This is a genomic window from Streptomyces sp. NPDC002776, assembly GCF_053592195.1.
Genome location: NZ_JBSFVG010000011.1, coordinates 143,453 through 164,904, shown reverse-complemented (window position 1 = coordinate 164,904; position 21,452 = coordinate 143,453). Strand labels below are relative to the sequence as shown.

At 70.6% G+C, this 21,452-nt stretch carries 26 protein-coding genes and 1 pseudogene; 5 read left to right on the top strand and 22 right to left on the bottom strand.

Going from position 1 to position 21,452, the window contains the following annotated elements; translation table 11 throughout:
- The first annotated feature begins 68 nt into the window (after positions 1 to 68).
- From bioB to ACWD11_RS22880, 5 genes and pseudogenes are all read left to right on the top strand, one after another.
- Positions 69 to 1,244, top strand: a complete 1,176-nt coding sequence (gene bioB / locus ACWD11_RS22900; protein ID WP_389417600.1) for a biotin synthase BioB — start codon at positions 69 to 71, stop codon at positions 1,242 to 1,244.
- Positions 1,237 to 2,517, top strand: a complete 1,281-nt coding sequence (locus ACWD11_RS22895) for an adenosylmethionine--8-amino-7-oxononanoate transaminase (RefSeq protein WP_389417599.1) — start codon at positions 1,237 to 1,239, stop codon at positions 2,515 to 2,517. Before bioB ends, ACWD11_RS22895 begins: the two co-directional genes overlap by 8 nt.
- Position 2,518: 1 nt before the next feature.
- On the top strand, positions 2,519 to 3,229 hold the full coding sequence (gene bioD, locus ACWD11_RS22890; RefSeq protein ID WP_451285132.1) for a dethiobiotin synthase: 711 nt from the start codon (positions 2,519 to 2,521) through the stop codon (positions 3,227 to 3,229).
- Between the two features lie 145 nt (positions 3,230 to 3,374).
- Positions 3,375 to 3,734 (top strand): annotated as a pseudogene (locus tag ACWD11_RS22885) (class I SAM-dependent methyltransferase); the annotation flags it as partial.
- A gap of 207 nt (positions 3,735 to 3,941) precedes the next feature.
- A complete protein-coding gene (locus ACWD11_RS22880) occupies positions 3,942 to 4,178 on the top strand; it encodes a helix-turn-helix domain-containing protein (protein ID WP_451285130.1) in 237 nt (78 codons plus the stop codon).
- A 46-nt stretch (positions 4,179 to 4,224) separates the two neighbouring features.
- Here the strand turns inward: ACWD11_RS22880 and ACWD11_RS22875 are convergent, their stop codons facing one another.
- The 22 genes from ACWD11_RS22875 to ACWD11_RS22770 form a co-directional block, all read right to left on the bottom strand.
- On the bottom strand, positions 4,225 to 5,397 hold the full coding sequence (locus ACWD11_RS22875; protein ID WP_451285128.1) for a methyltransferase domain-containing protein: 1,173 nt from the start codon (positions 5,395 to 5,397) through the stop codon (positions 4,225 to 4,227).
- Between the two features lies 1 nt (position 5,398).
- Entirely contained in the window at positions 5,399 to 5,533 is a 135-nt protein-coding gene (locus ACWD11_RS22870; protein WP_451285126.1) for a hypothetical protein, read from the bottom strand.
- Between the two features lie 181 nt (positions 5,534 to 5,714).
- The gene (locus ACWD11_RS22865) at positions 5,715 to 6,236 is read right to left on the bottom strand and encodes a DUF6415 family natural product biosynthesis protein (protein ID WP_451285124.1); all 522 of its coding nucleotides are present in this window, start codon (positions 6,234 to 6,236) and stop codon (positions 5,715 to 5,717) included.
- Positions 6,237 to 6,359: 123 nt separating this feature from the next.
- Positions 6,360 to 7,574, bottom strand: coding sequence for a helix-turn-helix domain-containing protein (locus tag ACWD11_RS22860; RefSeq protein WP_451285123.1), 1,215 nt, complete (start codon positions 7,572 to 7,574; stop codon positions 6,360 to 6,362).
- 65 nt (positions 7,575 to 7,639) lie between these two features.
- Complete coding sequence (locus ACWD11_RS22855) at positions 7,640 to 7,876, bottom strand: hypothetical protein (protein ID WP_451285121.1); 237 nt, start codon at positions 7,874 to 7,876, stop codon at positions 7,640 to 7,642.
- 130 nt (positions 7,877 to 8,006) lie between these two features.
- Positions 8,007 to 8,435 (bottom strand): hypothetical protein, encoded by a 429-nt coding sequence (locus tag ACWD11_RS22850; protein WP_451285119.1) that lies wholly within the window; start codon positions 8,433 to 8,435, stop codon positions 8,007 to 8,009.
- Complete coding sequence (locus ACWD11_RS22845) at positions 8,435 to 8,659, bottom strand: holin (RefSeq protein WP_451285117.1); 225 nt, start codon at positions 8,657 to 8,659, stop codon at positions 8,435 to 8,437. The genes ACWD11_RS22850 and ACWD11_RS22845 overlap by 1 nt, the downstream gene beginning before the upstream one ends.
- A 5-nt stretch (positions 8,660 to 8,664) precedes the next feature.
- On the bottom strand, positions 8,665 to 9,510 hold the full coding sequence (locus tag ACWD11_RS22840; protein WP_451285115.1) for an N-acetylmuramoyl-L-alanine amidase: 846 nt from the start codon (positions 9,508 to 9,510) through the stop codon (positions 8,665 to 8,667).
- A gap of 64 nt (positions 9,511 to 9,574) precedes the next feature.
- Positions 9,575 to 11,599, bottom strand: a complete 2,025-nt coding sequence (locus ACWD11_RS22835) for a glycosyl hydrolase family 28-related protein (protein WP_451285113.1) — start codon at positions 11,597 to 11,599, stop codon at positions 9,575 to 9,577.
- A gap of 2 nt (positions 11,600 to 11,601) precedes the next feature.
- Complete coding sequence (locus ACWD11_RS22830; protein WP_451285111.1) at positions 11,602 to 12,543, bottom strand: hypothetical protein; 942 nt, start codon at positions 12,541 to 12,543, stop codon at positions 11,602 to 11,604.
- 6 nt (positions 12,544 to 12,549) lie between these two features.
- A complete protein-coding gene (locus ACWD11_RS22825) occupies positions 12,550 to 13,731 on the bottom strand; it encodes a siphovirus ReqiPepy6 Gp37-like family protein (protein WP_451285109.1) in 1,182 nt (393 codons plus the stop codon).
- Positions 13,728 to 14,678 carry a phage tail protein gene (locus ACWD11_RS22820; protein ID WP_451285107.1) on the bottom strand — a complete coding sequence of 317 codons (951 nt, stop codon included), beginning with the start codon at positions 14,676 to 14,678 and terminating at the stop codon, positions 13,728 to 13,730. Before ACWD11_RS22820 ends, ACWD11_RS22825 begins: the two co-directional genes overlap by 4 nt.
- On the bottom strand, positions 14,679 to 17,495 hold the full coding sequence (locus ACWD11_RS22815; RefSeq protein WP_451285105.1) for a hypothetical protein: 2,817 nt from the start codon (positions 17,493 to 17,495) through the stop codon (positions 14,679 to 14,681).
- Between the two features lie 140 nt (positions 17,496 to 17,635).
- The gene (locus ACWD11_RS22810; protein ID WP_451285103.1) at positions 17,636 to 18,085 is read right to left on the bottom strand and encodes a hypothetical protein; all 450 of its coding nucleotides are present in this window, start codon (positions 18,083 to 18,085) and stop codon (positions 17,636 to 17,638) included.
- An 8-nt stretch (positions 18,086 to 18,093) separates the two neighbouring features.
- Entirely contained in the window at positions 18,094 to 18,603 is a 510-nt protein-coding gene (locus tag ACWD11_RS22805) for a hypothetical protein (protein ID WP_451285101.1), read from the bottom strand.
- A 2-nt stretch (positions 18,604 to 18,605) separates the two neighbouring features.
- The gene (locus ACWD11_RS22800; RefSeq protein ID WP_451285099.1) at positions 18,606 to 19,085 is read right to left on the bottom strand and encodes a phage tail tube protein; all 480 of its coding nucleotides are present in this window, start codon (positions 19,083 to 19,085) and stop codon (positions 18,606 to 18,608) included.
- Positions 19,086 to 19,091: 6 nt separating this feature from the next.
- On the bottom strand, positions 19,092 to 19,259 hold the full coding sequence (locus ACWD11_RS22795) for a hypothetical protein (protein ID WP_451285097.1): 168 nt from the start codon (positions 19,257 to 19,259) through the stop codon (positions 19,092 to 19,094).
- The gene (locus ACWD11_RS22790) at positions 19,256 to 19,588 is read right to left on the bottom strand and encodes a hypothetical protein (RefSeq protein ID WP_451285095.1); all 333 of its coding nucleotides are present in this window, start codon (positions 19,586 to 19,588) and stop codon (positions 19,256 to 19,258) included. Before ACWD11_RS22790 ends, ACWD11_RS22795 begins: the two co-directional genes overlap by 4 nt.
- Before the next feature lie 13 nt (positions 19,589 to 19,601).
- Positions 19,602 to 20,075 (bottom strand): hypothetical protein, encoded by a 474-nt coding sequence (locus ACWD11_RS22785; protein WP_451285093.1) that lies wholly within the window; start codon positions 20,073 to 20,075, stop codon positions 19,602 to 19,604.
- Positions 20,076 to 20,633: a head-tail connector protein gene (locus ACWD11_RS22780; protein ID WP_451285091.1), complete on the bottom strand. Its 558-nt coding sequence runs from the start codon at positions 20,631 to 20,633 to the stop codon at positions 20,076 to 20,078. It abuts the gene before it with no gap.
- A 10-nt stretch (positions 20,634 to 20,643) separates the two neighbouring features.
- Positions 20,644 to 21,066: a hypothetical protein gene (locus tag ACWD11_RS22775; RefSeq protein ID WP_451285089.1), complete on the bottom strand. Its 423-nt coding sequence runs from the start codon at positions 21,064 to 21,066 to the stop codon at positions 20,644 to 20,646.
- Positions 21,063 to 21,443: a hypothetical protein gene (locus ACWD11_RS22770; RefSeq protein WP_451285087.1), complete on the bottom strand. Its 381-nt coding sequence runs from the start codon at positions 21,441 to 21,443 to the stop codon at positions 21,063 to 21,065. Before ACWD11_RS22770 ends, ACWD11_RS22775 begins: the two co-directional genes overlap by 4 nt.
- Between the last annotated feature and the right edge of the window lie 9 nt (positions 21,444 to 21,452).

Genomic DNA, 21,452 nt, shown 5'->3' with positions numbered 1-21,452 from the left:
GTCGAAGGGGCCGAGTTGTACGAACTCTCCTTGGCCGGGGACCACTCCTTAGGACAGGATCAGCTCTCATGGACCTGCTGAACACGCTGCTGGACAAGGGGCTGCGGCGCGAGCTGCCGACCCGCGAGGAGGCCCTGGCCGTCCTCGCCACCTCCGACGACGACCTGCTCGATGTGGTGGCCGCGGCCGGCAAGGTGCGCCGGCACTGGTTCGGCCGCCGGGTGAAACTGAACTACCTGGTCAACCTCAAGTCCGGCTTGTGCCCCGAGGACTGCTCCTACTGCTCGCAGCGGCTCGGCTCGACCGCCGGCATCCTCAAGTACACCTGGCTCAAGCCGGACGAGGCCTCCAAGGCGGCGGCCGCCGGTCTCGCGGGCGGCGCCAAGCGGGTCTGCCTGGTGGCCAGCGGACGCGGCCCGACCGACCGTGACGTGGACCGGGTCTCGGACACCATCAAGGCGATCAAGGACCAGAACGAGGGTGTCGAGGTGTGCGCCTGCCTCGGGCTGCTCTCCGACGGCCAGGCCGAGCGGCTGCGCGAGGCGGGCGCCGACGCCTACAACCACAACCTCAACACCTCCGAGGCCACCTACGGCGACATCACCACCACCCACACCTACGCCGACCGCGTCGACACCGTGCAGAAGGCGCACGGCGCCGGTCTGTCCGCCTGCTCCGGTCTGATCGCGGGCATGGGCGAGAGCGACGAGGACCTGGTGGACGTGGTCTTCTCGCTGCGCGAGCTGGACCCGGACTCGGTGCCGGTGAACTTCCTGATCCCGTTCGAGGGCACCCCGCTGGCCAAGGAGTGGCACCTCACCCCGCAGCGCTGTCTGCGGATCCTGGCGATGGTGCGGTTCGTCTGCCCGGACGTCGAGGTGCGCATCGCGGGCGGCCGTGAGGTCCACCTGCGCACGATGCAGCCCCTCGCGCTGCACCTGGCCAACTCGATCTTCCTCGGTGACTACCTCACCAGTGAGGGCCAGGCGGGCAAGGCCGACCTGGAGATGATCGCGGACGCCGGGTTCGAGATCGAGGGCGCCGGCGAGGTGACGCTGCCCGAGCACCGGGTGAGCGGTGGGTGCGGTTCGCACGAGGGCGGCGGGGGCTGCGGTTCCGCCGCGCAGCCGGAGGGTGGCGGGAGCTGTGGTTCCGCCGCGCAGCCGGAGCCGGGCGAGGCCCGCACCGACCTGGTGGCCGTACGCCGTCGGGGTGCCGGAACGGACCTCGCGCCCAATGCCTGACCTGAGCGTGCCCGAGCTGCTGGACCTGGACCGTCGGCACGTGTGGCATCCGTACGGTCCCATGCCGGGCCGGCAGGAGCCGCTGGTCGTGGAGTCGGCGAACGGGGTGCGGCTGCGGATGGCGGACGGCTCGGGCGAGCTGGTGGACGGGATGTCGTCCTGGTGGTCGGCCATCCACGGCTACAACCACCCGGTGCTGAACGAGGCGGCGCGCGAGCAGCTCGGCCGGATGAGCCATGTGATGTTCGGCGGGCTCACCCACGAGCCCGCCGTCCGCCTCGCGAAGCTCCTTGTCGACATGTCGCCTGAAGGTCTGGAGCATGTGTTCCTCGCCGACTCCGGCTCGGTGTCGGTCGAGGTCGCCGTCAAGATGTGCCTCCAGTACTGGCGCTCCCTCGGCCGTCCCGGCAAGCAGCGGCTGCTGACCTGGCGGGGCGGCTACCACGGCGACACCTGGCAGCCGATGTCCGTGTGCGACCCCGAGGGCGGGATGCACGACCTGTGGACGGGCGTGCTGCAGCGCCAGGTCTTCGCGGATCCGCCACCGGCCGAGTACGAGGAGTCCTACGCCGACCAGCTGCGCGCACTGATCGAGCGGCACGCGGACGAGCTGGCCGCGGTGATCGTCGAGCCGGTGGTGCAGGGCGCGGGCGGGATGCGGTTCCACTCCCCCGCGTATCTGCGGGTGCTGCGCGAGGCGTGTGACGCCCACGGCGTGCTGCTGGTGTTCGACGAGATCGCGACCGGGTTCGGGCGCACCGGCGCCCTGTTCGCAGCGGACCACGCGGCGGTGACGCCGGACGTGATGTGCGTGGGCAAGGCCCTGACCGGCGGGTACCTGACGATGGCCGCCACGCTCTGCACCGCGCGCGTGGCCGACGGGATCTCGCGGGGCGAGGTACCGGTGCTGGCGCACGGGCCGACGTTCATGGGCAATCCGCTGGCGGCGGCCGTCGCCTGCGCGTCGATCGAGCTGCTGCTCGGCCAGGACTGGCTCGCGGAGGTCAAGCGGATCGAGGCGGGCCTGCGGGAAGGGCTGGCGCCCGCGGCGGAGCTGCCGGGGGTGAAGGACCTGCGGGTCCTCGGGTCCATCGGCGTGGTCCAGCTGGACCACCCGGTGGACATGCGGGCGGCGACGGCGGCGGCCGTGCGCGAGGGCGTGTGGCTGCGGCCGTTCCGCGATCTGATCTACACGATGCCGCCCTATGTCACGGGCGACGCCGATCTGGCGCGGATCGCACGTGCGGTGTGCGCGGCGGCACGGGAGGGCTGAGATGACGATTCTGGTGATCACGGGCACCGGCACGGAGATCGGCAAGACGGTCACGACCGCCGCCGTCGCCGCCACGGCTCTCGCCGCCGGGCGCACGGTGGCCGTGCTGAAGGCCGCGCAGACGGGGCTGCGGCCGGACGAGCGCGGGGACGCGGACGAGTGCGCGCGGCTCGCCGGCGCGGTGACGACGGCCGAACTCGCCCGCTACCCGGAGCCGCTGGCCCCGGCGACGGCGGCGCGCCGGGCGGGGCTGCCGCCGGTGCGTCCGCACGAGATCGCCGAGGCCGCCGCGAAGCTGGCCACCGAGCACGACCTGGTGCTGGTGGAAGGAGCGGGCGGACTGCTGGTCCACTTCGACGACGAGGGCGGCACGCTGGCCGACGCCGCCGAACTGATGGCCGCGCCGGTCCTGGTGGTGGCGTCGGCGGGCCTGGGCACGCTGAACGTCACCGAGCTGACGGCCCGTGAACTGCGGTCACGCGGGCTGAACTTGTTCGGTGTGGTGATCGGCAGTTGGCCCGACTCCCCCGATCTGGCCTCGCGTTGCAACGTCACGGATCTGCCGGAGGTGGCCCGGGCACCGCTGCTGGGGGCCCTCCCGGCCGGATTCGGGGCGCTGACACCGGCCGACTTCCGTACGACGGCACCGACGTGGCTCGCTGCCGAGCTGGGCGGGACGTGGGACGGCGGGGCCTTCCGGGACGGCATCTGATCGCCCGGGTGCCGGGAAGCCCGGTGACTGTGGCTGTGACGTGGGCCGGCTTCGTCGGCACGGTTCCGTGGGTGCACAGCGGGGGTGCGTCGGGGCCGACGGGGGGGACAATCGGGGTAGTGCCCGTCCTGCCCGGGAGGTCCTCATGCCCCTTCGGTCCGCCCGTACCGGCAAGGTGCCGCGGGATGCCGTGCACCATCCGCTGTTCGCCCGCTCCTACGCCCGCCTCAGCGTGAGCGCCGAGACGAAGCTGGGCATGGGCGCCGTACGCGACCGGCTGCTCACCGGTCTGTCCGGGCGGGTGATCGAGATCGGCGCGGGCAACGGCCTGAACTTCGCCCATTATCCGGGCACCGTCTCGGAAGTCGTGGCGATCGAGCCGGAACGGGTGCTGCGGAAGCTCGCCGTGGAGGCGGCCCTGCGCGCCGAGGTGCCGGTCGACGTGGTGCCGGGCGCGGCGGAGGCCCTGCCGGTCAAGAGCGAGGCGTTCGACGCGTCAAAGGTCGAATAGGAACCCTCTTAAGGGAAAGGCGGCGCCCCCGATCCGTAGACCGGGGGCGCTTGGCCCTGCCCCTCCCGCGTGGCAGCTGGTACCGGGGCGGGCCGACCGATGAGGGGGGTGCACAGCTCTGGATACCCGCCCCCTCCAAGATCATGCAAAGCTGATTAGATTCAGCCGACAAGTTTTTGGGTCCCGTCAAGCGTTAGCGGGGTGCAAGATCTACCCGAAGATGACACCTGGCTGATCGAGCGGCTACAGGCTATGGGCGAACGATTCCGAGCTGAGCGGCTTCACCAGAACCTCACGCAGGAGGCCGTCTACCTAACGGCCGGTATCGACCGGCTGACCCTGCAGAACCTCGAAGCCGGGCGGGGCAATCCGACGTTCCGGGTTCTGCTGCGAGTCGCCCACGTTCTTGATGTGTCTCTCGCTGACCTGGTCGGCTGACCGCGGTCTGGTCACCCCCTGATCGAGGCGACCAGACCGAGGTGACTCAGACTTTCCAGCTGTCTGCAGGGTCGTCCAGCCACGCCCGCTGCGTGCCCTCGGTAGTGACGGTCAGGCCGAATCGCTCATGGGTGGGCTTCCCCGCATCCCGCCACCAGTCCAGCGCGGCGGCCACCTCGTCCCACAAGCGGCGTGGACCGGACTGCCAGACCTGAGCCTCGGACTGTTCGTCGTGGAACATGACGCAGGCCCACGAGTTGTCTGCCAGGCCGTAGAACCAGACGGGCCGGACGCCGTCCCGCTTGTCGGCGGCACGTTGGTGGCAGTCCCGCACGCGCAGGCCGACAGCGAACGTGCTCGCCGCGAACTGGTCCGGACCGAGCAACTCGTCCGCGGTGACCGCTGTCGTGCTGCGCTCCGCCGCGCCCACACCGTCGGGCGCGTACGCGTGATGGCCGGCGAAGGGGAGACGCTGGGAGCGCAGCTTCATGAACTCGGCGGGCCGCGTGAACGGCCCGGACGCGCTCGCTCCGTCCTCGGCGACCTCCAGGCGCACGATCGCGTCCTGGTGGCCGTAGTGAGTCCCCCAGGGGGCGACGATGATGCCGCCCAGCCGGAGCTGGTCGATCCAGGCAGGTGGAATCTTGCGCACCCCTGCGGTGACGATGATCCGGTCGTACGGCGCGCCCTGGACGTCTCCCTCAGCCCCGTCCCGCGTCAGCACAAGCACCGGGAACCCTGCCCGCGCAAGCCGGGTGCGTGCCTCAGTCGCCACGACCGGGTCGATCTCGATGGTGACGACGTTGGCGACACCGAGGCGGTGGGCGAGCAGAGCCGCGTTCCACCCCGTGCCGGTGCCGATCTCCAGGACCTGGTGCCCTTCGCGTACGTCCAGGTCAGCCAGCATGCGGAAGACCACGGACGGCATGGACGCCGACGAGGTGGGCGCCTTTCCGGGCTCGTCGCTCGCACCGTCGTCCCATTGCGTCACGATCGGTACGTCGGCGTCGGCGTAGGCGGACCATCGAGCAGGGTCCTCCTTGCGGTCCACGGTGGCGGTGGTGCCCGTGTCCATGTCGTGCGGCCACATCACCTCGGGCAGGAACGCGCTCCGGGGAACGGCAGCGAACGTAGGGGCCCAGTCGGATGTCAGGGCCTTGCGCTCCAGGAGGGAGCGGCCCAGTTCGGACCGCCCCTCCTCCAGTTTGCTAAAGGTCATGTCAGTCGCAGACCTTCGGCCCGCCGTCGGGGGACGGGGGCTCCTGCGGGCCGGGCCACGGCTCGCCCGGCAGGCTGTCGCCGCCGTCCCCGCCTCCGTCGCCGCCGGCCATTCGGTCGGTCAGATCTGCCTTCATCGCGCTCTCCTCGTACGTGTCGGATTCATCGTGCTCGCCGCCGCTCCCGTGACGGAAGACAGCGGGCTGGCCCGCCCCCGGGGCAGCCTTCGCAACCTCCCCCAGGGCGGGGGTTTGTGGGTGCGACCCTGTCCCGACTCGGTCGCCTAGGCCCCTTTACGCGCCGGGGAGGCGCCGCTGGTCAGCGGATGCGGACGGTGTTGGCGCAGCGTTCGTGGATCCGGCCGGAGACCGCCGCGCCTCCGGACTGGCTGCCCTGATCAAAGGGGCGGGTCGGCTCGCCCGGCTTGAGGGGCTGGTCGCAGGCCAGGCACATGCGGACGCCGGTGAGCGTCTCGTAGTGGTCGCACAGCGCGAGGAGCGAGCGGCCGAGTCTCCGCACGTGCGCGGCCGTGTCGTGCGGCAACAGTCCGGGGCGGGCGGCCAGCTTGCCGCGGGCCTCGCGGACGCAGGCGAGAGCGACGTAGCGGGGCACGTCGTCGGCGGACAGTGCCGCGGCGGCCCGCTCGATCTCCGGGATGAGCAGCTGCATGTGGCCCACCATCAGGCCGGTCAGCGTCTCCAGCGTGGTGAGGTCGACAGGGGTCACGTCAGGTGGCAGTACCTCGGCCACAGTCGCGCGCATCGTGGGGATGTCCGCCGGTGGGGCGCTCGGCGCCGGGGAGTTGTGCGCGGGCGCTGTGCTCTGCGTACTCTCGGCCATGTCGACTCCTCAGTAGTCGGCCAAGCCCCGGGGCCGTTCGCGCGGTCGCCGGGGCATTGCACGACTCATGGAATCGGCGGGCTACACAGGGTGACAGGGACGGAACGTCCCACTTTCGCGACGCTAGGCGCCGACCCCCAGGAACTCTGCCAACGGCCGCAGCCCCGGCGGGTGGTTGGGGAGGGCCCACAGGTCGCGCACGATGGCCACGGCCAAGGTGTGGTGCTGCATCCATGCCGGCGCCACGCGTCGAAGCGACTCCAGTGCCTTCACGGCTCCCGCCGCGTCTCCGAGGTCGGTGTGCGCGCGGGCTACGTCCAGTAGCAGCCACGTCCGCCAGGACGGGGGCACGTCCTTGCCTAGCCGCATCCCCTTCGCCAGCGTCAAGGCTTCCTCGGGATGGCCGTACTGAACGGCCAGCCGGACACGCTCGATGCGTACCGATGACGGGCTGAACACGCTGACCATGCGACTGTCGCTGCCCTGCGGCAGCTTGGAAACCTGGGCCGCCTGCTCCTCTGCATGCGCCATCAGCGCGGAGGCTCGGTCGTAGTCGTTGCTGCGCGCGGCCGAGGTGGCCGCGGACATGGTCAGCGCGCCCCAGACCTTCAGGCCGTCCGCAGTGCCCGTGTGTCCACCGTCCTTGATGTCGCCTGCGGCGTGCAGGGCGATGCTCAAGGCATCGCTGAGGCGCCCTTGCCGCTGGTAGGTCCACGCGACAGAGTTCACGATCATGGCGCGCAGCAGAGGATCAGACGATCGCCCCGCCGCCTCTATGGCCCGCTCCAGGCTGATCAGCGCGAGGTCCGTTTTCCCCATCCGGACGGCGACGTGCCCGGCAAGCTGGAGGGCCTTGCCCAGCGCCGCGAAACCGGCGCCCCGGTCGTCGTCATCGACAGAGGCCGCGGCGGTGCGCGCGTCCGCGATCAGGTCAGGAAGCGCCTTCATCACCGTGTCGAACTCGGCCGAGTGGTATTGCGTCCAGCCGTCAGCGATCTGCTCGCGCAGGTGCTCCAGGGAGAAGCCAGGCTCTGGCGGCTTCGGCTCCGGCCCCCACAATGCGGGCATGATGGCGCGACGCACGGCCACAAAGCGCGGGCCGTCGTTCTCTCCGGTCGCGGCCACTGCTGGCGGGTCTCCCAGCAGCGTCGTCAGCTCCACGCCTAGGCCGTTCGCCAGCGCGTGCAGGGTGGGCAGGCGGGCCGAGTGCTTCCGGCGTTGCTCTAGCTGACGGATTACATCGACGGAGATGCCCGAGCGCTCAGCCAGTTCCTCTTGGGTCAGTGAGGCCAGGCGGCGCAGTCGTCGGAGAGTTCGCCCCAGGTCTTCATTTGCCACTCGGCCACGGTACGCCTGGACGCACGAAAGCGGCCCTGCCCTCCCGAGGGAGAGCAGGGCCGACGTCATGATCCGATGTCGTGAAGGTACGGGCGGACCTCGTCAGGTATGGGCTGGGGAGGCGGCGGGGGTTCGAGACTCTGCTGCCGCATGTATGCGACCAGGGAGCGCGCCCAACCGGCGATGTACCGCAGCGCGTAGTCCTGGGCGTTGATGCGGACTCTGTCGGCCTCGGCTTGCTGCCGGTCCTGCTCGGCCTCCCGCTCCAGGCGCGCGATGTGCTCGCCCAGCTTGTCAGTCACCGCGCTGAAGTCATCGCGTCTCTCGGCCCCCCTCCCGCGCCGAGGCTGCCGCCGGCCGATGACGGTTGTGATGACGCCGCCGGCCGCCGTAACGAGGGCGACGGCCAGGGCGCTCAGGGCGGTCAGCATCTCAGGTCTCACGCGGTCGCTCCGTCCGTGCCGGAGGCTCGTCCCAGCCGATCGCGACCAAGCAGACCGCGCCGAACGCGCCGAAGATCAGGGCCGCCACCCATCCCCGCTGGTTGTCGTCGAGCGGCCACCAGGCCACCAGGTAGGACATGGACCAGGGCGCGGTGATTGCCCAGACGGCGAGGAACCCGGGCCAGTCCCGGCGCGGTGGGAGCCACGCGCAGACCAGGGCGATGGCTCCGGCCGTGATCCATGCCCAGCCCCAGACCTCCAGCGGCCAGAGCTTAAGCAGCAGGCGCAGGCCGCTGGTGTCCCGGACTGGCTCGGCAAGCTGACCGGACCCGTAGAGGGTGGCGATGGTGCCCTTCATCGTGAGAAGGGCGCCGCGGCGGCCCAGCCGCCTGGTCAGCAGCCGAGCCCCCGCGAGCATCAGATGTCCAGGCCGGGGCGACGCGGGGTGTGCTTGGCCGCCCAGCCGGACACGAGCGTGATGGCGGCCGGGACCAGGGCGAGGACGAACGGGGCGAGCCCGGACGGCATCCACCCGACCAGTTCGGCATGGTCCTGCACGGCCTCCAGGGAGGCGAGCAGGCCGGTGCTGCCGGCGTACGCCGCGGCGGTCGCGGCGGTGACCTTCGTCTCTATGCGTGCCATGTGAATCAGTCCTTCACGGTGAAGCCATGGGCTGTGCCCAGGCGGGTGAGTGATGTCCTGCCGAAGTAGCCGTCCGCGTCTGCACCGCGGAAGCCGCACCGCTCCTGCCACTCCGAGACGGCCGGCCGTGTGCGGGAGCCGAGGGAGCCGTCGACCCAGCGCTTGGCGAGCAGGCCCGCCTTGTACAGCGCGGTCTCGACGACCAGGCCCTCAGCGCGGTAGGTGGTGCCGCCCTGCGGCAGGCCCGGGTCCCGGCGCTGCGCGGCTTGGATGTGCGCCAGCGAGACGGCCGGTTTTGAGCTGCCCGGCGCGGGGGCGGTGGGCTTCCCGGTCCGCTTGAGGATCTCGGGCAGCAGCTCGCTGCGGAACTGCGCGGCGCGCTTGTCGCCCGGGCAGGCGGTCCCTGACGGGGACCACTGCGGGAACATGCGGTGGATGCCGAACCCGGGGTCCGAGCCGCTGCGGCAGGCCCGTAGCGGGATGGCGTGGGTGCGGTGCCCCCACACCCCGAGGTCGGCCAGGGCGTCGAGCTGCTCGTCTGTCCACGGATCGGACGCGCGGGTGTTGGAGGCGGTCTCGACGCTGATCGCGCCGGATCCGTCCGCGCGCCGGTTCGCCTGGTAGTTGGCGTCGGCACGGGTGGTGGTGGAGAGGTACTGGCCGAGGCTGCCGTCGAAGTCCACACCGAAGTGCGACTCGAGGGACGTGCTGTTCTTCCAGTAGGCGTACAGGCGGTGCTCGTCCCACGGGGCGACGATGCTGTGGAAGAGCATCTGGGTGGGGCGGATCGAGGGCTGGTCGTGGGCTTCGGGTTGGAGCTCCAGCCGGACGGCGTTTTTGTACCAGGCCATGGGGCCTCCAGACATGAGAAAGGCCCCGGGCGACGGCGCGGGGCGCGGGGTGGGAATGGCAGGGTCAGGAGCCGATTGCGGCCCAGGGCCCGGCGAATCCCGTCGCTACGTTGGCGGTTGGGTTGATGGTCGCGGGCAGGCTGGTCTGGCCCACGCCGTTGGTCGCGTAGCGGTATGCGCTCGCGCTGAGGTTGAGGTTGACCGCGGTTGCCAGGCCCGCGCTGCCGGTGGCTCGGGCCAGGGTGGGCGCGGTGCTGGCGTTGAAGACCATGGCCACCCAGTACCACTGCCCGGCCTGCAGCGTGGTGCTGGGGATCGTGGTGGTCTTCATGCCGGTGGAGGAGATGTCCGCGTCCACGGTGGTGACGGCGAGCCGGGTCCCTGCCGAGTCGTACAGTCCTACCTGGCACTGGCCGGCGGCCGGGGTCGCGCCCACGGTTGTGACCCACCAGTTCAGCTTGGTGACGGCCTGCGTCTTGGAGACGTGGATCTTCGTCAGGTAGACGGTGCCGTTCGTCAGCAGACTGCTGTTGAGCGCGAGCTGCGGGTCGAACGCCCACCCGGCCAGGCCGTGGTTGACCGGTTGTACGGCGCCCAGCGCGCTGGCGTCCGCGCTGAGGGAATCGGCACTGAGCGGGCCGGCCGCATGCCACTGCCCGGCGGGCTGGTCGACCGGCGCGGCGGTACTGCCCGTGCGTTCGTGGATGTTCGGGCCTCGGCGCAGCGCGGTGTTGCCGCCCCCGTCGGACCAGCCGGCCGTGGCTGCGTGGAGGAACCCGCTGGCGACCGACACGTACGTGCTGTCCTCGATGCGTACCCCGTACTGGGGGCTGTTGGTCTGGCTGCCGTTGTCGTCGACGCCGGGGTAGCAGGTGACGGCGCTGACCAGGACGGGCACGGTGGCGGCGTCCACCTTGAGGCCTGCGTATCCGCCGCCGCCCGCGCCGCCGTTGCGGCCGTCCCTCCTGGTGTGCAGGTTGTCGATCTGGATGGGCGGGTTGCCGGTCGCGTCGATGAGGACGCCGTTGAAGTTGTTGCGGTCCGTGCTGCAGTCGCCGATCAGCATGCCGCCGGAGCCGGTGCCGGTCGCCCAGTCGCCCGTCACGTGGATGCCGTTGTTGTCGTTCCACTCCGCGCGGCAGCCGATCATCTGGGAGTTCGCCGCGTTGGCGATCTCGAATCCATTTGCCCCGCACCCGATGGCCTGGCAGTCGATCAGGGTGACGTCCGTCATGACCTGCACGGCAAAGCCGTGCCAGCCCGAGTTGTCGACCATCACCCGGTGGCAGCGCCACGAGTAGGGAAAGAACCCGGCGTTCTGCCCGGTGTTGATTCCTGCGCCGGTGACTTGCCGGATGGTCACGTCCCGCAGGCCGACGTTCTGGACGTTGCCGTCGGCGCGTATTCCGTCCAGGCCCGGGTTGATGTAGTCCGAGCCGTCGATCATCAGATTCAGGATCCGGTGCTCGGCCGAGATGGTGGAGTAGCCGCCCGTCGCGGCGTCGAGGAATCTGATGACCGCTCCGCCCGAGTGGCTGGCGAGCGGCTTGATGTAGCACGGCGGATCGACGAGGCCGGGCACCGCCATCAGGTTGGTGTGCGTGCCCATGAGGGTGACCGCCGGCGGGATCGTCAGGGGCGCGCTGGTGCGGTAGGCGCCGGCGGGCAGGTAGACGATCCCGCCCATGGGGCAGGCGGCGAGCGCGGCTTGGATCGCCGTGGTGTCGTCGGTGACGTTGTCGCCCTGCGCGCCGAAGTCCTTGACGTTCAGCCAGTCCCGCACGGATCCGGCCGGGGCCGAGGAGCCGGTGAGGTTGCGGGCCTGGACCCAGGCGCGGCTGGTGCCGCCGGCGTCCGCCCACATTCCGGTGATGCCGTCGGGGCCGTAGTAGGTGGGGATGAACCCCTGGTCGTCCGCGGTGACCTGGACGACCGGCATGCTCAGCTCGTCGAGCAGGTCGGTGTACTGGGTGCCGCCGTCGGCCGCGGACCAGAATGTGATCACGGCCCCGGGGGCGACGGACCACAGGCCATCGGTGGGCTGCACCACGTAGTCGGCAATGCCGGCGCCGAACTCGTGCCTGGCCATACTCAGTCCACCACCCAGCTGATACCTGACGCGGGAAGCACGTTGTCCCCGCTGGAAATGGTCGGCTTGTTGACCAGCCACACCTGACCGGCCCGGCTGCTGGACTTGTTGTAGACGATGATCCGTCCGATGTCGACGCCGGTGATGTAGGCCAGCACGTACTGATCGCGCGTCGGATGCTGATACGCCTCGGGGATGATCGCGGGCAGCCGGGACTCGATGTCCGCGGCAAGGGTGCCCCCCGCACGCTGGAAGCCACCCAGCCGCAGGTGCACGTTGCCGTTGCGCTTCTCCAGGACGGAGTCGACCTCGTTCGCCCAGGCCGAGTTGGGCGCGTTGACGTTGATGATCCCCGAGTCGTCGAAGATGACCCGCCAGCTGCTGCCGGTCCACTGCACCGCCCGCCCGGTGTCGGTCTCGAAGTTGATCTCACCGACGACCGGGACGGGGTTGCGTGTGGACGAGGTGCAGGGGCGGACCCTGCTGCCGGCGTACAGCTCCTTGCGGGTCACGGTGACCGAGCCGGCGCCGTTGAGGATCCTCACCTCGGCGAGGGCGATCTCGTAGGTGCCGGTGTCCCCGGTCGACTGCGACAGCGAAGGCACACCCGCCCCGGGTGTGCCCTGTTTGACGACCGCGCGGACGGTCCAGTTCGCGCGGTCCAGGCGCAGCACCACGCGGTCGGTGCGGGTCTGCCCGCTGGAGTTGGCGGCGATGGGCAGGGTGTCGCCGTCGGCGCCGGACGTCCAGCCGTGCCCGCGGACGCTGGCGTTGACGCCGGCGCGCACCGTGACGGACAGGCCCACGCCTGCGGTGATCACCGCGGGGTCCGAGGGGATCCCGTACACGCCGTTGTCGGAGAACCGTGCGGCCATCCGCTCGTACTCCACGTCCGTGACGGCCCGTGCGTTGTGGCCCGGGCTGGGCCATGAAGCTTGTGCCACTGGCGCTTACCTCGTTTCCAGTCGTCCGACTCGGCGGCCCAGTTCACGCACGGTGCGAGCTACGGCCGACACGGTCGTCTTGTCGGAGTCGCCGATGACGGAGGTGACGACCTCGCCGTCGTCGGGGGTGACGTCCAGGCGGATGGTCTGGACGATGTCCGCGATCTCCAGGCCGCTCGGCAGGACGATCGTGACCAGGTCGCCGAGCCCGTAGTCGCGTCCGGCTTTCAGGTCCTCGGTGTCGACGGTCACCGTGGCGAGGGAGCTCTGCGGGTTGTCCTCGCCCAGCGCGAGCGCTCCGGCCTGGGTGAGTTCGCCGTCGGTGTCGTCCTTGCCGCTCTCCTCGATGAGCTTCTCCACCCGGTACCAGTCGGCCTGTGCGCCGGAGGTGACCTCGACGTAGACGCGGGCGTTGGCCGGTTCGCCCGCGAGCGCCGGCACCTTGGGATCGTTGCCGCCCTGCACGAGTTCCGACGTGGCCAGGGGTGCGGCCTGGGTGAAAGCGACGGAGCGCAGATTGCCGAGCCCGGCGGAGAACCGTGCGGTGCTGGTCCGGTTGACCGGCGCGTACACCCCGAACTTGATCAGGCTGCCGTCCTGCCTGGTGCGAAAGCCCAGCCGGTTCCAGGCGGCGGCCGTGCGGCACGCGTCCAGGAGCGGCTCGAACCGTGTACTGATGGACCTGGTGCTGCCGACCCCCGCCACGGCATCGAGGACGAGCCGCTCGATCCGCCGGGCAGACAGAGCGCCCGGCCCGCAGTTCTCATCCACCAGCGCCCGGATGATGAGCTCGGCGTTGACGCTCTTGCGCGTCCACCTCACATCCGCTGCGGGATTCTGCAGGCCGAACCCGAGCGCCGGTTCCGGGTAGGTGAGGTATCCGGCGATGCGCGCCAGGTCGTCGCTGAACCTCACCGTGACCGTGCCTGGGTCGGGGTTCTGCTCCAGGTCCCAGACATAGTTCTGCGGCTGCTCCAGCGGTCCGGCGCACCAGATGCCGCCGTCGCGGATCACGACCAGGCGGTTGCCGGGCTGCAGCACCTGCATGTACTCCGCCCGTGCGGGCAGCGTCACTTCCCCCGAGGCGGGCTGGTTGAAGTTCAGGTCGCACGACAGCTTCGTCCACCCGGCAAGCGGGTCGCCCAGGACGTTGAGGTTGCGGTCGGTGACCAGCAGCTGGATCGTCATGCCGTCTCGTATCTCGGATGGAAGGTGAGGTCGACGGCGCTGCCGGCCGCCGCACCGCCGAGTTGGAAGGTCACCGGTGTCTCACCCGGCGGGAGCGACCACAGCACCGCGGCGGGCCAGTTCAGCCCGGTGCCGAGGTTCTCGCCGGTGCCGGAGCGGACACGCGGCGGATCGGTGGACACCGTCACGGTTTCGCCTGCCAGCAGCGGCCCGTGCACGGTCTGCGCCATGGTGAGGGTGAAGGCCTCGCCGGTGTCCCCGCGGGTGAACGTGATCGCGGAGGCGGGACCGGTGATCGTCCACACCGGCCATACGTCGACGTCGCCGGGATTGGTCACCGTGGTGGCGCCGAGGACCTGCGAGGACGACACCGACGGGAACGGCACCAGGAAGTCCACCTGCGCGCCGGACTCCCGGTGCACCGTCTGCGGCTGGAGGTCCACCCAGTACGGGTCCTCGCACCACAGGGTGACGACGGCGCTGTCCCAGGTGATGCCGGATGCTCTTTGCCCGCGGCCGTCCCAGCCGCTGCTGTAGTGCACGGCGATGCGGCGGGCCGTGCCGTCCGGCCGGGCCACCTCCAGCAGGCCCGGCCCCTCCCGCAGGGTGCGGGTGAAGGCCCGGGCCAGGGCCCGCCAGTTCGCCGTGAACTTCAGGTGGTCGGCGCCCTTGACGAGGAGCGGCCACACGATCGTGCGGGCCTGCGGCTGAACGTGCCGCAGCCGTTCACCGCCCCGCGGATGCGCATCCGACGTCAGCTTGTACGGGGCCGCGCCCAGCCCTGACACGCCCTCGGCGAGCGTGTACCAGTCGCCGGTGATGTCGGTCATCGGCCAGCGCGTACCGGCCGGGTCGATGTAGGTGACCGACGCGTAGCCGATCTCCGGCAGCTCGACCGGAGGTGTCTCCGGTACCGGGGTGACGACCGGTGCGGTGATCAGTGGCATCTACCGAGGCCTCCCTACGCGCTGACGCGCCTCCTCCTGCCGCTGCAGCAGCCGCAGGTCCTCGACGCCGATCACCGACTGGCGGGGGTAGACGTTGTACGTCACCCGGGATCCTTGTTCGGTGCTGGCCGTGGATGCGACGGGTGCAGCGGGCCGTCCGGGGGCTGCGGCCCGGGCTGCTGGCACGGGCAGTGTCTTGGCGTTGAGGGCGTCGAACAGTGCTTGGCCGTAGTGGTCGACGGCCGCCGCCTTGATCATGTACTCGCCGGTCGACCCCCACAGCAGGATGGAGTCCGACGTGGGGGTGCCCGGGCCGCGCAGCAGTCCGCCGCCGGGGAAGCCGGGGATGGGGCCGCCGTGCGCACGGCGGATCGGGCCGCCTTGCGCGCGGAACATGTTGGCCTGCTGCTCCAGCAGGTCCGCCGTCGTGGACGGCGCCGACCCGATCGTCTGGAACACCGACCGGTAGGTGACCGTCACGGTGGCGGAGGCGCTCTTGCCGTCGAACTTCCTCAGCCGCGCCTCGGCGTCCGCGATCTTCCTCTTCAGGTCCTCGATCTCGCCTTTGAGGTATGCCTTCTTCTCCGAGGGCGCCTTGCGCAGCCGCTCCTTGGCGTCGGCCAGCTTCTCCTTGAGGTCCTCCAGGTTCCCCTTCAGCTTGGCTGTCTTGTCCGGGGTCTTGAGGATCTGGTCGGCCAGCGCCCTGGCCTCTTCCCGGTTAAGGCCCATCTGCATGGCGTTGGCGATGAGCTGCTGGCGGCCGCGCTCGTAGATGCCGTTGACCGTCTCCCACGACTCGCCCGACTCGCGGGCGGCCGAGGCGGCCTCGTCGGTCTTCGCCGCGAGGTCGGTCAGCGAGCTCGCCGCCTCGCGCTGCCGCTCGGTGTTCAGGACCAGCTTCCCGCCCTGCATGTCGAGGACGCCGGCGTTCTCCTGCGCCGCCAGGGTTGCGGCGTCGATGGCGGCCTCGAACCCGATCATCCCCGACAGTCCGGACCGGTTGACGTCGTTGAGGGCGACGAGACTCTGGCGCAGTCCGTCGGCGCTGGCCTTCTGTTCATCGAGCTGGGCCTGCACCTGCTGGGCCTGCTCACCGAACAGCCCCATGCTCTGCGCCGCCAGCTCCTGCTCGAGGCGCTGCCCGGCCAGCGCGTCCCTGTAGGCGTCGAGCTGGCTGGTCACTTCCTCGCTGGTGAACCCCTGCTTCTCCAGCTTGCTGATGACGTTCTCAAGGCCCGCGGCCGCAAGGTCGGCCTGCCCGTTCGACACGAGACGGGCCAGCGCCTGGTCGAGGGCGTCGATGTCCTCCTTCGCCTGCTTTACCGGCGTCGAGTCCGTGCCGAAGAACGACACGATGGACTGCTGGACCTGGTCCAGGCCCTCGGGGTCGACGACCTTCTGCAGACTGTCGCCGAGGCCGGCGAGGTCGTTGCCGTAGACGCGCAGCGCCTCGCCGCCCACCTTGCCCGACTGGCCGAGCTCGATGATGGACGTCGACAGCTTCTCGACGTCGGCCTTCGGCTCCTCGCTCTTGGACGACAGGTAGTCCAGGCCCAGGAGCAACAGCCCGATCCCCGTGCCCGCCATGGCGAGCTTGGCCGTTCGGGACAGGGCACCGACCGCCGCCGTCGTGGCAGCGAGCGGGCCAGGTGCTGCCGCCGCGGCCGCGCGCATGGCACCGATCTGAACGCCGAGCGCAGCCACGGCTGCGCCGGCCACGGCACCGCCGGCCGCCGCAAGGTTGACGGCCTTGATCGCAATGGCCAGCTGCAGGATCGTGGCGATGGCCTCGGGAGGTACAGCCGAGACGATCCCCGACAGGACGTTGACGACCTCCAGCATGCCGACGCCGACACCGGCTCCGGCTTCAAGGACGTGCAGCAGCGCCTCGGCCACGTTCTCCAGCGTGTCGAACACAACCGGCCCGGCCTGCTGCGCGTAGTCCCACCACTGCCGCAGCTCAGAGTCGTCGTACTCGCCTGACTCCAGCTTGGCGAGGAACACGGTCAGCCGGTCGATGCCGTGGTCCAGGGTCTGGTTCGTGAACTTCTCGAACCGGCCGGTCAGCGCGTCGAACCCGGGGGTGCTGATGGCGCCCCCGACGAGGGTGATCAGCCGGTCGAACTGGGTCGAGGCACCCTGGACCAGGCCCGTGGTGCGCGGCAGCAGTGCGTTGGCGACGGCGACGCCCTTGGTGAACGGGGCCATCACGTCGCCGGACAGCGAGTCCGACCACTCCTGGTAGTTGTCCTTCAGGATGCCGACGGCGACCGCTGCTTCCCGTGTGGCCGGGGGAAGTTTCTCCAGCTGCCGCTGATACTCCTGCTGCGCCTTGACGGCCTCCTGCGACCCGGCGCCGGACTTCCTGACGGCCTCCTCGTACTTCCCCTGGGCGTCGACCGCCTCGCCGATGGCGGAGATCTGCGGGCCGAGCGCGAGGGCGTAGGCACCGGCCGCCACGGCGACGGCGCCGAGCTGCCCGGCGAGCGCGGCCGCCGAGCTCGCCATCCCGGCGGCCGCCGGGATGGCAGCGGGCAGCAGGCTGATCAGGTTCGCCTTGAGGGATTCGCCGAGCCGGTCGGAGGCATCCGACAGATCGCCCATGCTGCGGCGGACGATGGATGCCCGGTCATCGACCAGACGCTGCGCTTCGGCCAGCGTCAGGAACCGGCCCTGCAGATCCCGCAGGCTGCCGTCGGCGCCCGCGGCGATGCCGGCCAGCCGCAGCCGCAGCCGGTCCGCCGAGTCGGCACTGCCGTCCATGACCCGGCTCAGCTCGTCACGGCCCGCGAGGGTGAACGTCAAACGCTCCGGCACCGCTCACCCCCTCATTCCCCGTGCGGCGACGTGACGGCGCAGCCAGTCGACCGCCGACTCGAACTCCTCGACGGACAGCCGCCGGATCTCCCATGGCCTGATGTGCAGGTAGTGCGCGAGCAACCACCGGTACTCGTGGATCAGGCCGCGGAGGTTTTCCGCCGGCGCACCAAGTGGCCTTTTCCCAGAGCGTCGAGGGCCTGGTCGACGTCGTCGGGGTTGTGCGCCAGCTTGCGCAGGTGCGGGGTGAGCACGTCGATCGTGCTGTCCTCGTTCTTGGCGAGGGCCTCACGCATCACGTTGGTCAGCGCCTCGTCGATCTCGGCGCGCTCGATGCGTGCCCGAAGACGGCGGCGCCACCCGGGGACATCGAACGTGGCGAACTCCAGGTCGGGTTCGTCGCGGCGCCGAAACGCCCACAGCACCGCGCGCATGGCGGTGGGGTCCTGCACCTGCAGCCGCGCCTCGATGCCCCGCCAGGGGACATCACCCATGGCTTCCTCGATCGCGGCCGCCTCCAGGGCCGACAGGTCGTCGGTCGATACCCGCCGCTCGGTCCCGTCGTCCTGCACATGAGTGATGATCATCATTGCCTCTCTTACTGGAGATCCCGGCGTACGTCGTCGAGGATCCGCTCCACCTCGGCCCGCATCCGCGGCACGCCGGCGTCGACGGTTTTCGACCACCAGCCGGTCGGCCGCGCCCACTGATTCGTCCAGCGCTTGTTGTTGCCGAACACCGGATGCCTCAGCCGGCCCTCGTCGATCCGGGCCGCCACTCCTGCCGTGATGTCATCGGGCAGGCGGGAGTGGTCCAGCCACACCCGGGCACCGGGGGCGGAGCCCTGGCGGACGCTGATGCGTACGGCGCCCGCCAGCGCCTGGCGCAGCGGCCTGGTGGTCGGCGACGGACCGCCCCGCTTCTTGCGGCCCGAGCCGGGCAGCTGCACCGAACGGATGGAGCGCTGCAGGTCCTTCTGCAAGGGCTCGGCCGCCCGCCGGATGCGGCGGGAGGTGTTCGCCCGCACCCGCGGGCCGCTTGCCCTGCGCAGTCGGCGGGACAGCTCCACCAGCTGCCCGGTGCCGACGATCTGCACGGAGACCGGCATGATCAGGCGGGGATCGTGACGTTCTCGGCCGGCTCGCTGGTGATGGCGAACTGGGCCATGATCTGGGCGGCCTGGTCGAGCTCGCGGACCTTGGCCTGCGAGGTGACCGTGACCGGGTAGACGTCCATCGTCTGACCGGCGACGTCGCCCTCGTCCATCCACACGATGAACCCGGGCGCCTCGCGGATCAGGAGGCTGCGAACGTCGGTGCCGTTCTTCGACGCCCAGAACGTCAGCGACGAGTCCGCGGCGGTGATCTCACCGCCCACCACCGGCGTGAAGCGGGAGCCGAGGGCGGGGGTGGGCACGGTGCCGGATGTGGTCTGCCAGCCGGACATGGCGCCGGTCTCGCCCTCCAGCGCGGTGCCCGCGTTGATCTCGGCGCGGGTCGGGCTGTTCTTGTTCGCGATCGCCGGCACCCACAGCACCTTCGTGGTGCCGCGCCGGTAGTACCGGACCGAGGCGTTGATCGGAGTGGACATCAGCCGTCAGTTTCCCTTCGTGGTTCGTGGCCGGCGCGTTGTGGCCGGTGTGGTTGTCCGCGCCTCGTCGGCCACCTGCCAGCCCGACGCCTGGTAGTGCGCTACCGACTCCGCGTGCACGGTGATGGGCTGGCTCGGCAGGTCGGGGTGCGTCATCGTCACGGTCGCGCTCATGAGACCGGCACCCGGATCACAGCGACCTCGACCAGGTTGACGGCGTCGTAGGTGATGTCAGCGCGGCCCGTGGACGGGTTGCGGTAGTCGCTCGTGACGGGGATCGCCTTCGTTGCACCGGCCGCCACCGGGATGGCCCGGTCGGCGATCGCCAGACCGTTGACGGTGCCCGGGGTCACCAGGGTCACCGTGTGGCTGGCGGCGTCCCCGTTCTTCACGAGCAGCAGGACACCGGCCCCCGTCTGGCAGGTGTCTCCGCCCGCGGCCGCGGGGTCGAAATCGACGGTCAGCCCGGTCAGGGGTGTGACCTGTGTGTTCAGTGCAGCCATGTGCTCGTTCTCCTTAGGTGAAGGCGCGGCCGGCCACGACCAGCAGCAACCGGACGCTCGCGCCCTGATCCGTCTGGTCCTGCACCAGGCGCGTGCCGGCGATGGCAGCCTCGAGCGAGGGCAGACCCAGGTCCGGGGACGCCCGCAGCCAGGCCTCCACGCACGCGCCGATTTCGTAGGCGCGCCGACGGGCGGAGACGATGTCGGTGTCGCCGCGGTTCGCGATTGCCGCGACGGTGACCTGGAATTCTTCCTCGCGGCCGCCGCCCAGGTCGGACCAGCCGCCCATCGTCTGCGCCGCTTCGAAGTCGCCGTCGGGGTCACCGTCGAAGCCGACGACCAGCCAGTCGGGGGCTGTGTTGTCGGTGACCTGCGGGCCGTCCGCAACGACGACGCCACCGGCGCCGTCCGCGTCCGCCTCGTACTGCGGTTCCGTCTTGCCCAGCGCCACCAGCGCTGCGATCACTTCGGGGACTCGGGAGCCCATTTATGCCACTCCAGGGGGGAGCCGGTAGGGGGCGAGCAGTTCGAGGACGCGGTTGGGGATCGCGTAGCCGTAGCCGACGATCGGCTCGCCCACGCTGTAGTCGTCGCCGCCGCCGGCCAGGCCTCCGCCGCGGCTGGGCCGTTGGGTGCGCCAGAGGTGCTGCACCAGCATCCGCGCGGCGAGGTTGATCGTCGGCGTGACCGCGGGGCGTCCGGCCTGCAGGGCGACGTCGAGCAGGCCGCGGAAGACGCCCCCGTCGAGGCGCCGCAGTTCCCCGGTGTCCGGATCCAGGGTCAGGCCGTCGACCGGGTAGGAGGCGCCGCCAGCGAGGACCGGTGTCACCGAGGTCAGCGACAGCACGGGCATGGTGCGCAGCACCAGGAGCCGGCGGCCTGCTTCGGCGTCGTGGCGCTCGAGGACCGCGCGCGGCTCGACCGGCCCGATGTACTCCTCGATCGGCTCGGTGACCGCGTCGACGTATGCCTGCAGCTCGTCGTCGTCCGTGTTCGAGGTGAGGTTGAGCTGCTTCTTCGCCTCGGCCAGGGTCAGCAGCGCCACACCAGCCTCCTCATGTGCGGGAGATCGGCGTGGTGTTGGGGAAGCCAAGCAGGATCTGCGCGCCGTAGATCCCGCCGGTCGCCCCAGCGGTGACGGTGGTCACCGCGCGCAGGTAGCGCTTGGTGCCCGTGTAGCCGACCTCGAAGACCTTGTCGTCGTCGGTGGCGGTGATGCTGGGCAGTGCGCCCTGCAGGTCGGTGGCGGCGACGTTGGCCCAGGCCGCGTTGTCGTCGCTCTCCTGCAAGGTGATGGCGTGGGTTCCGTCGGTGACAGTGCCGGTGTGCACCAGCAGCATCGCGGACTGGTGCCATTCGTTCGTGCCGCTGGCCCCGGACGACATCCGGTCCACGGACGTGCCGTTGGCGGTGGCGTTGCGGGTCGCAATGGCCAGGGTCGCCTTGGACCGGACGTAGTTGTAGACGGTGCGCCTCACTGCGCGTCACCTCCTGCGGGCTTACGCAGCACGGGGGTGGGCTTCTTCGCCGCGGTCTTCTTCGCGGCCGCCGCAGGCTGCGGCTGGTCGCCGCGGCCGCTTCCGTCCCCGGGCGCCGTGGCGGCTGCACCAGCGGCCTCCTTGCTGGGGGCTTGTCCGGAGGCGGCGGTGTCACCGGCCGTGGCCTCGGGGCTGTCGCTGTTGTGCTCGCTCTCCTGGGCCGTGGCGGCCTCGGCGGGAGTGAGGGCCTGGGGGATGACAACAGCCTCGAACAGGTCCTCGCGGCCGGTGACAACCGGATCGTGGGCGGCGACCAGGTCGCCCTTGACGATGCGCCGGTTGTCCGGCGCCCAGAATGTTTCCTTCGCTCGGTACATCACGGGTGC

Excerpts from the sequence above, each read along its gene's own strand:
- bioB (WP_389417600.1), top strand. The coding sequence starts at position 69 with ATGGACCTGCTGAACACGCTGCTGGACAAGGGGCTGCGGCGCGAGCTG.
- ACWD11_RS22895 (WP_389417599.1), top strand. The coding sequence starts at position 1,237 with ATGCCTGACCTGAGCGTGCCCGAGCTGCTGGACCTGGACCGTCGGCAC.
- bioD (WP_451285132.1), top strand. The coding sequence starts at position 2,519 with ATGACGATTCTGGTGATCACGGGCACCGGCACGGAGATCGGCAAGACG.
- ACWD11_RS22875 (WP_451285128.1), bottom strand. The coding sequence starts at position 5,397 with ATGACCTTTAGCAAACTGGAGGAGGGGCGGTCCGAACTGGGCCGCTCC.
- ACWD11_RS22870 (WP_451285126.1), bottom strand. The coding sequence starts at position 5,533 with ATGAAGGCAGATCTGACCGACCGAATGGCCGGCGGCGACGGAGGCGGG.
- ACWD11_RS22865 (WP_451285124.1), bottom strand. The coding sequence starts at position 6,236 with ATGGCCGAGAGTACGCAGAGCACAGCGCCCGCGCACAACTCCCCGGCG.
- ACWD11_RS22850 (WP_451285119.1), bottom strand. The coding sequence starts at position 8,435 with ATGCTCGCGGGGGCTCGGCTGCTGACCAGGCGGCTGGGCCGCCGCGGC.
- ACWD11_RS22845 (WP_451285117.1), bottom strand. The coding sequence starts at position 8,659 with ATGGCACGCATAGAGACGAAGGTCACCGCCGCGACCGCCGCGGCGTAC.
- ACWD11_RS22840 (WP_451285115.1), bottom strand. The coding sequence starts at position 9,510 with ATGGCCTGGTACAAAAACGCCGTCCGGCTGGAGCTCCAACCCGAAGCC.
- ACWD11_RS22835 (WP_451285113.1), bottom strand. The coding sequence starts at position 11,599 with ATGGCCAGGCACGAGTTCGGCGCCGGCATTGCCGACTACGTGGTGCAG.
- ACWD11_RS22825 (WP_451285109.1), bottom strand. The coding sequence starts at position 13,731 with ATGACGATCCAGCTGCTGGTCACCGACCGCAACCTCAACGTCCTGGGC.
- ACWD11_RS22820 (WP_451285107.1), bottom strand. The coding sequence starts at position 14,678 with ATGCCACTGATCACCGCACCGGTCGTCACCCCGGTACCGGAGACACCT.
- ACWD11_RS22810 (WP_451285103.1), bottom strand. The coding sequence starts at position 18,085 with ATGATGATCATCACTCATGTGCAGGACGACGGGACCGAGCGGCGGGTA.
- ACWD11_RS22805 (WP_451285101.1), bottom strand. The coding sequence starts at position 18,603 with ATGCCGGTCTCCGTGCAGATCGTCGGCACCGGGCAGCTGGTGGAGCTG.
- ACWD11_RS22800 (WP_451285099.1), bottom strand. The coding sequence starts at position 19,085 with ATGTCCACTCCGATCAACGCCTCGGTCCGGTACTACCGGCGCGGCACC.
- ACWD11_RS22795 (WP_451285097.1), bottom strand. The coding sequence starts at position 19,259 with ATGAGCGCGACCGTGACGATGACGCACCCCGACCTGCCGAGCCAGCCC.
- ACWD11_RS22790 (WP_451285095.1), bottom strand. The coding sequence starts at position 19,588 with ATGGCTGCACTGAACACACAGGTCACACCCCTGACCGGGCTGACCGTC.
- ACWD11_RS22785 (WP_451285093.1), bottom strand. The coding sequence starts at position 20,075 with ATGGGCTCCCGAGTCCCCGAAGTGATCGCAGCGCTGGTGGCGCTGGGC.
- ACWD11_RS22770 (WP_451285087.1), bottom strand. The coding sequence starts at position 21,443 with ATGTACCGAGCGAAGGAAACATTCTGGGCGCCGGACAACCGGCGCATC.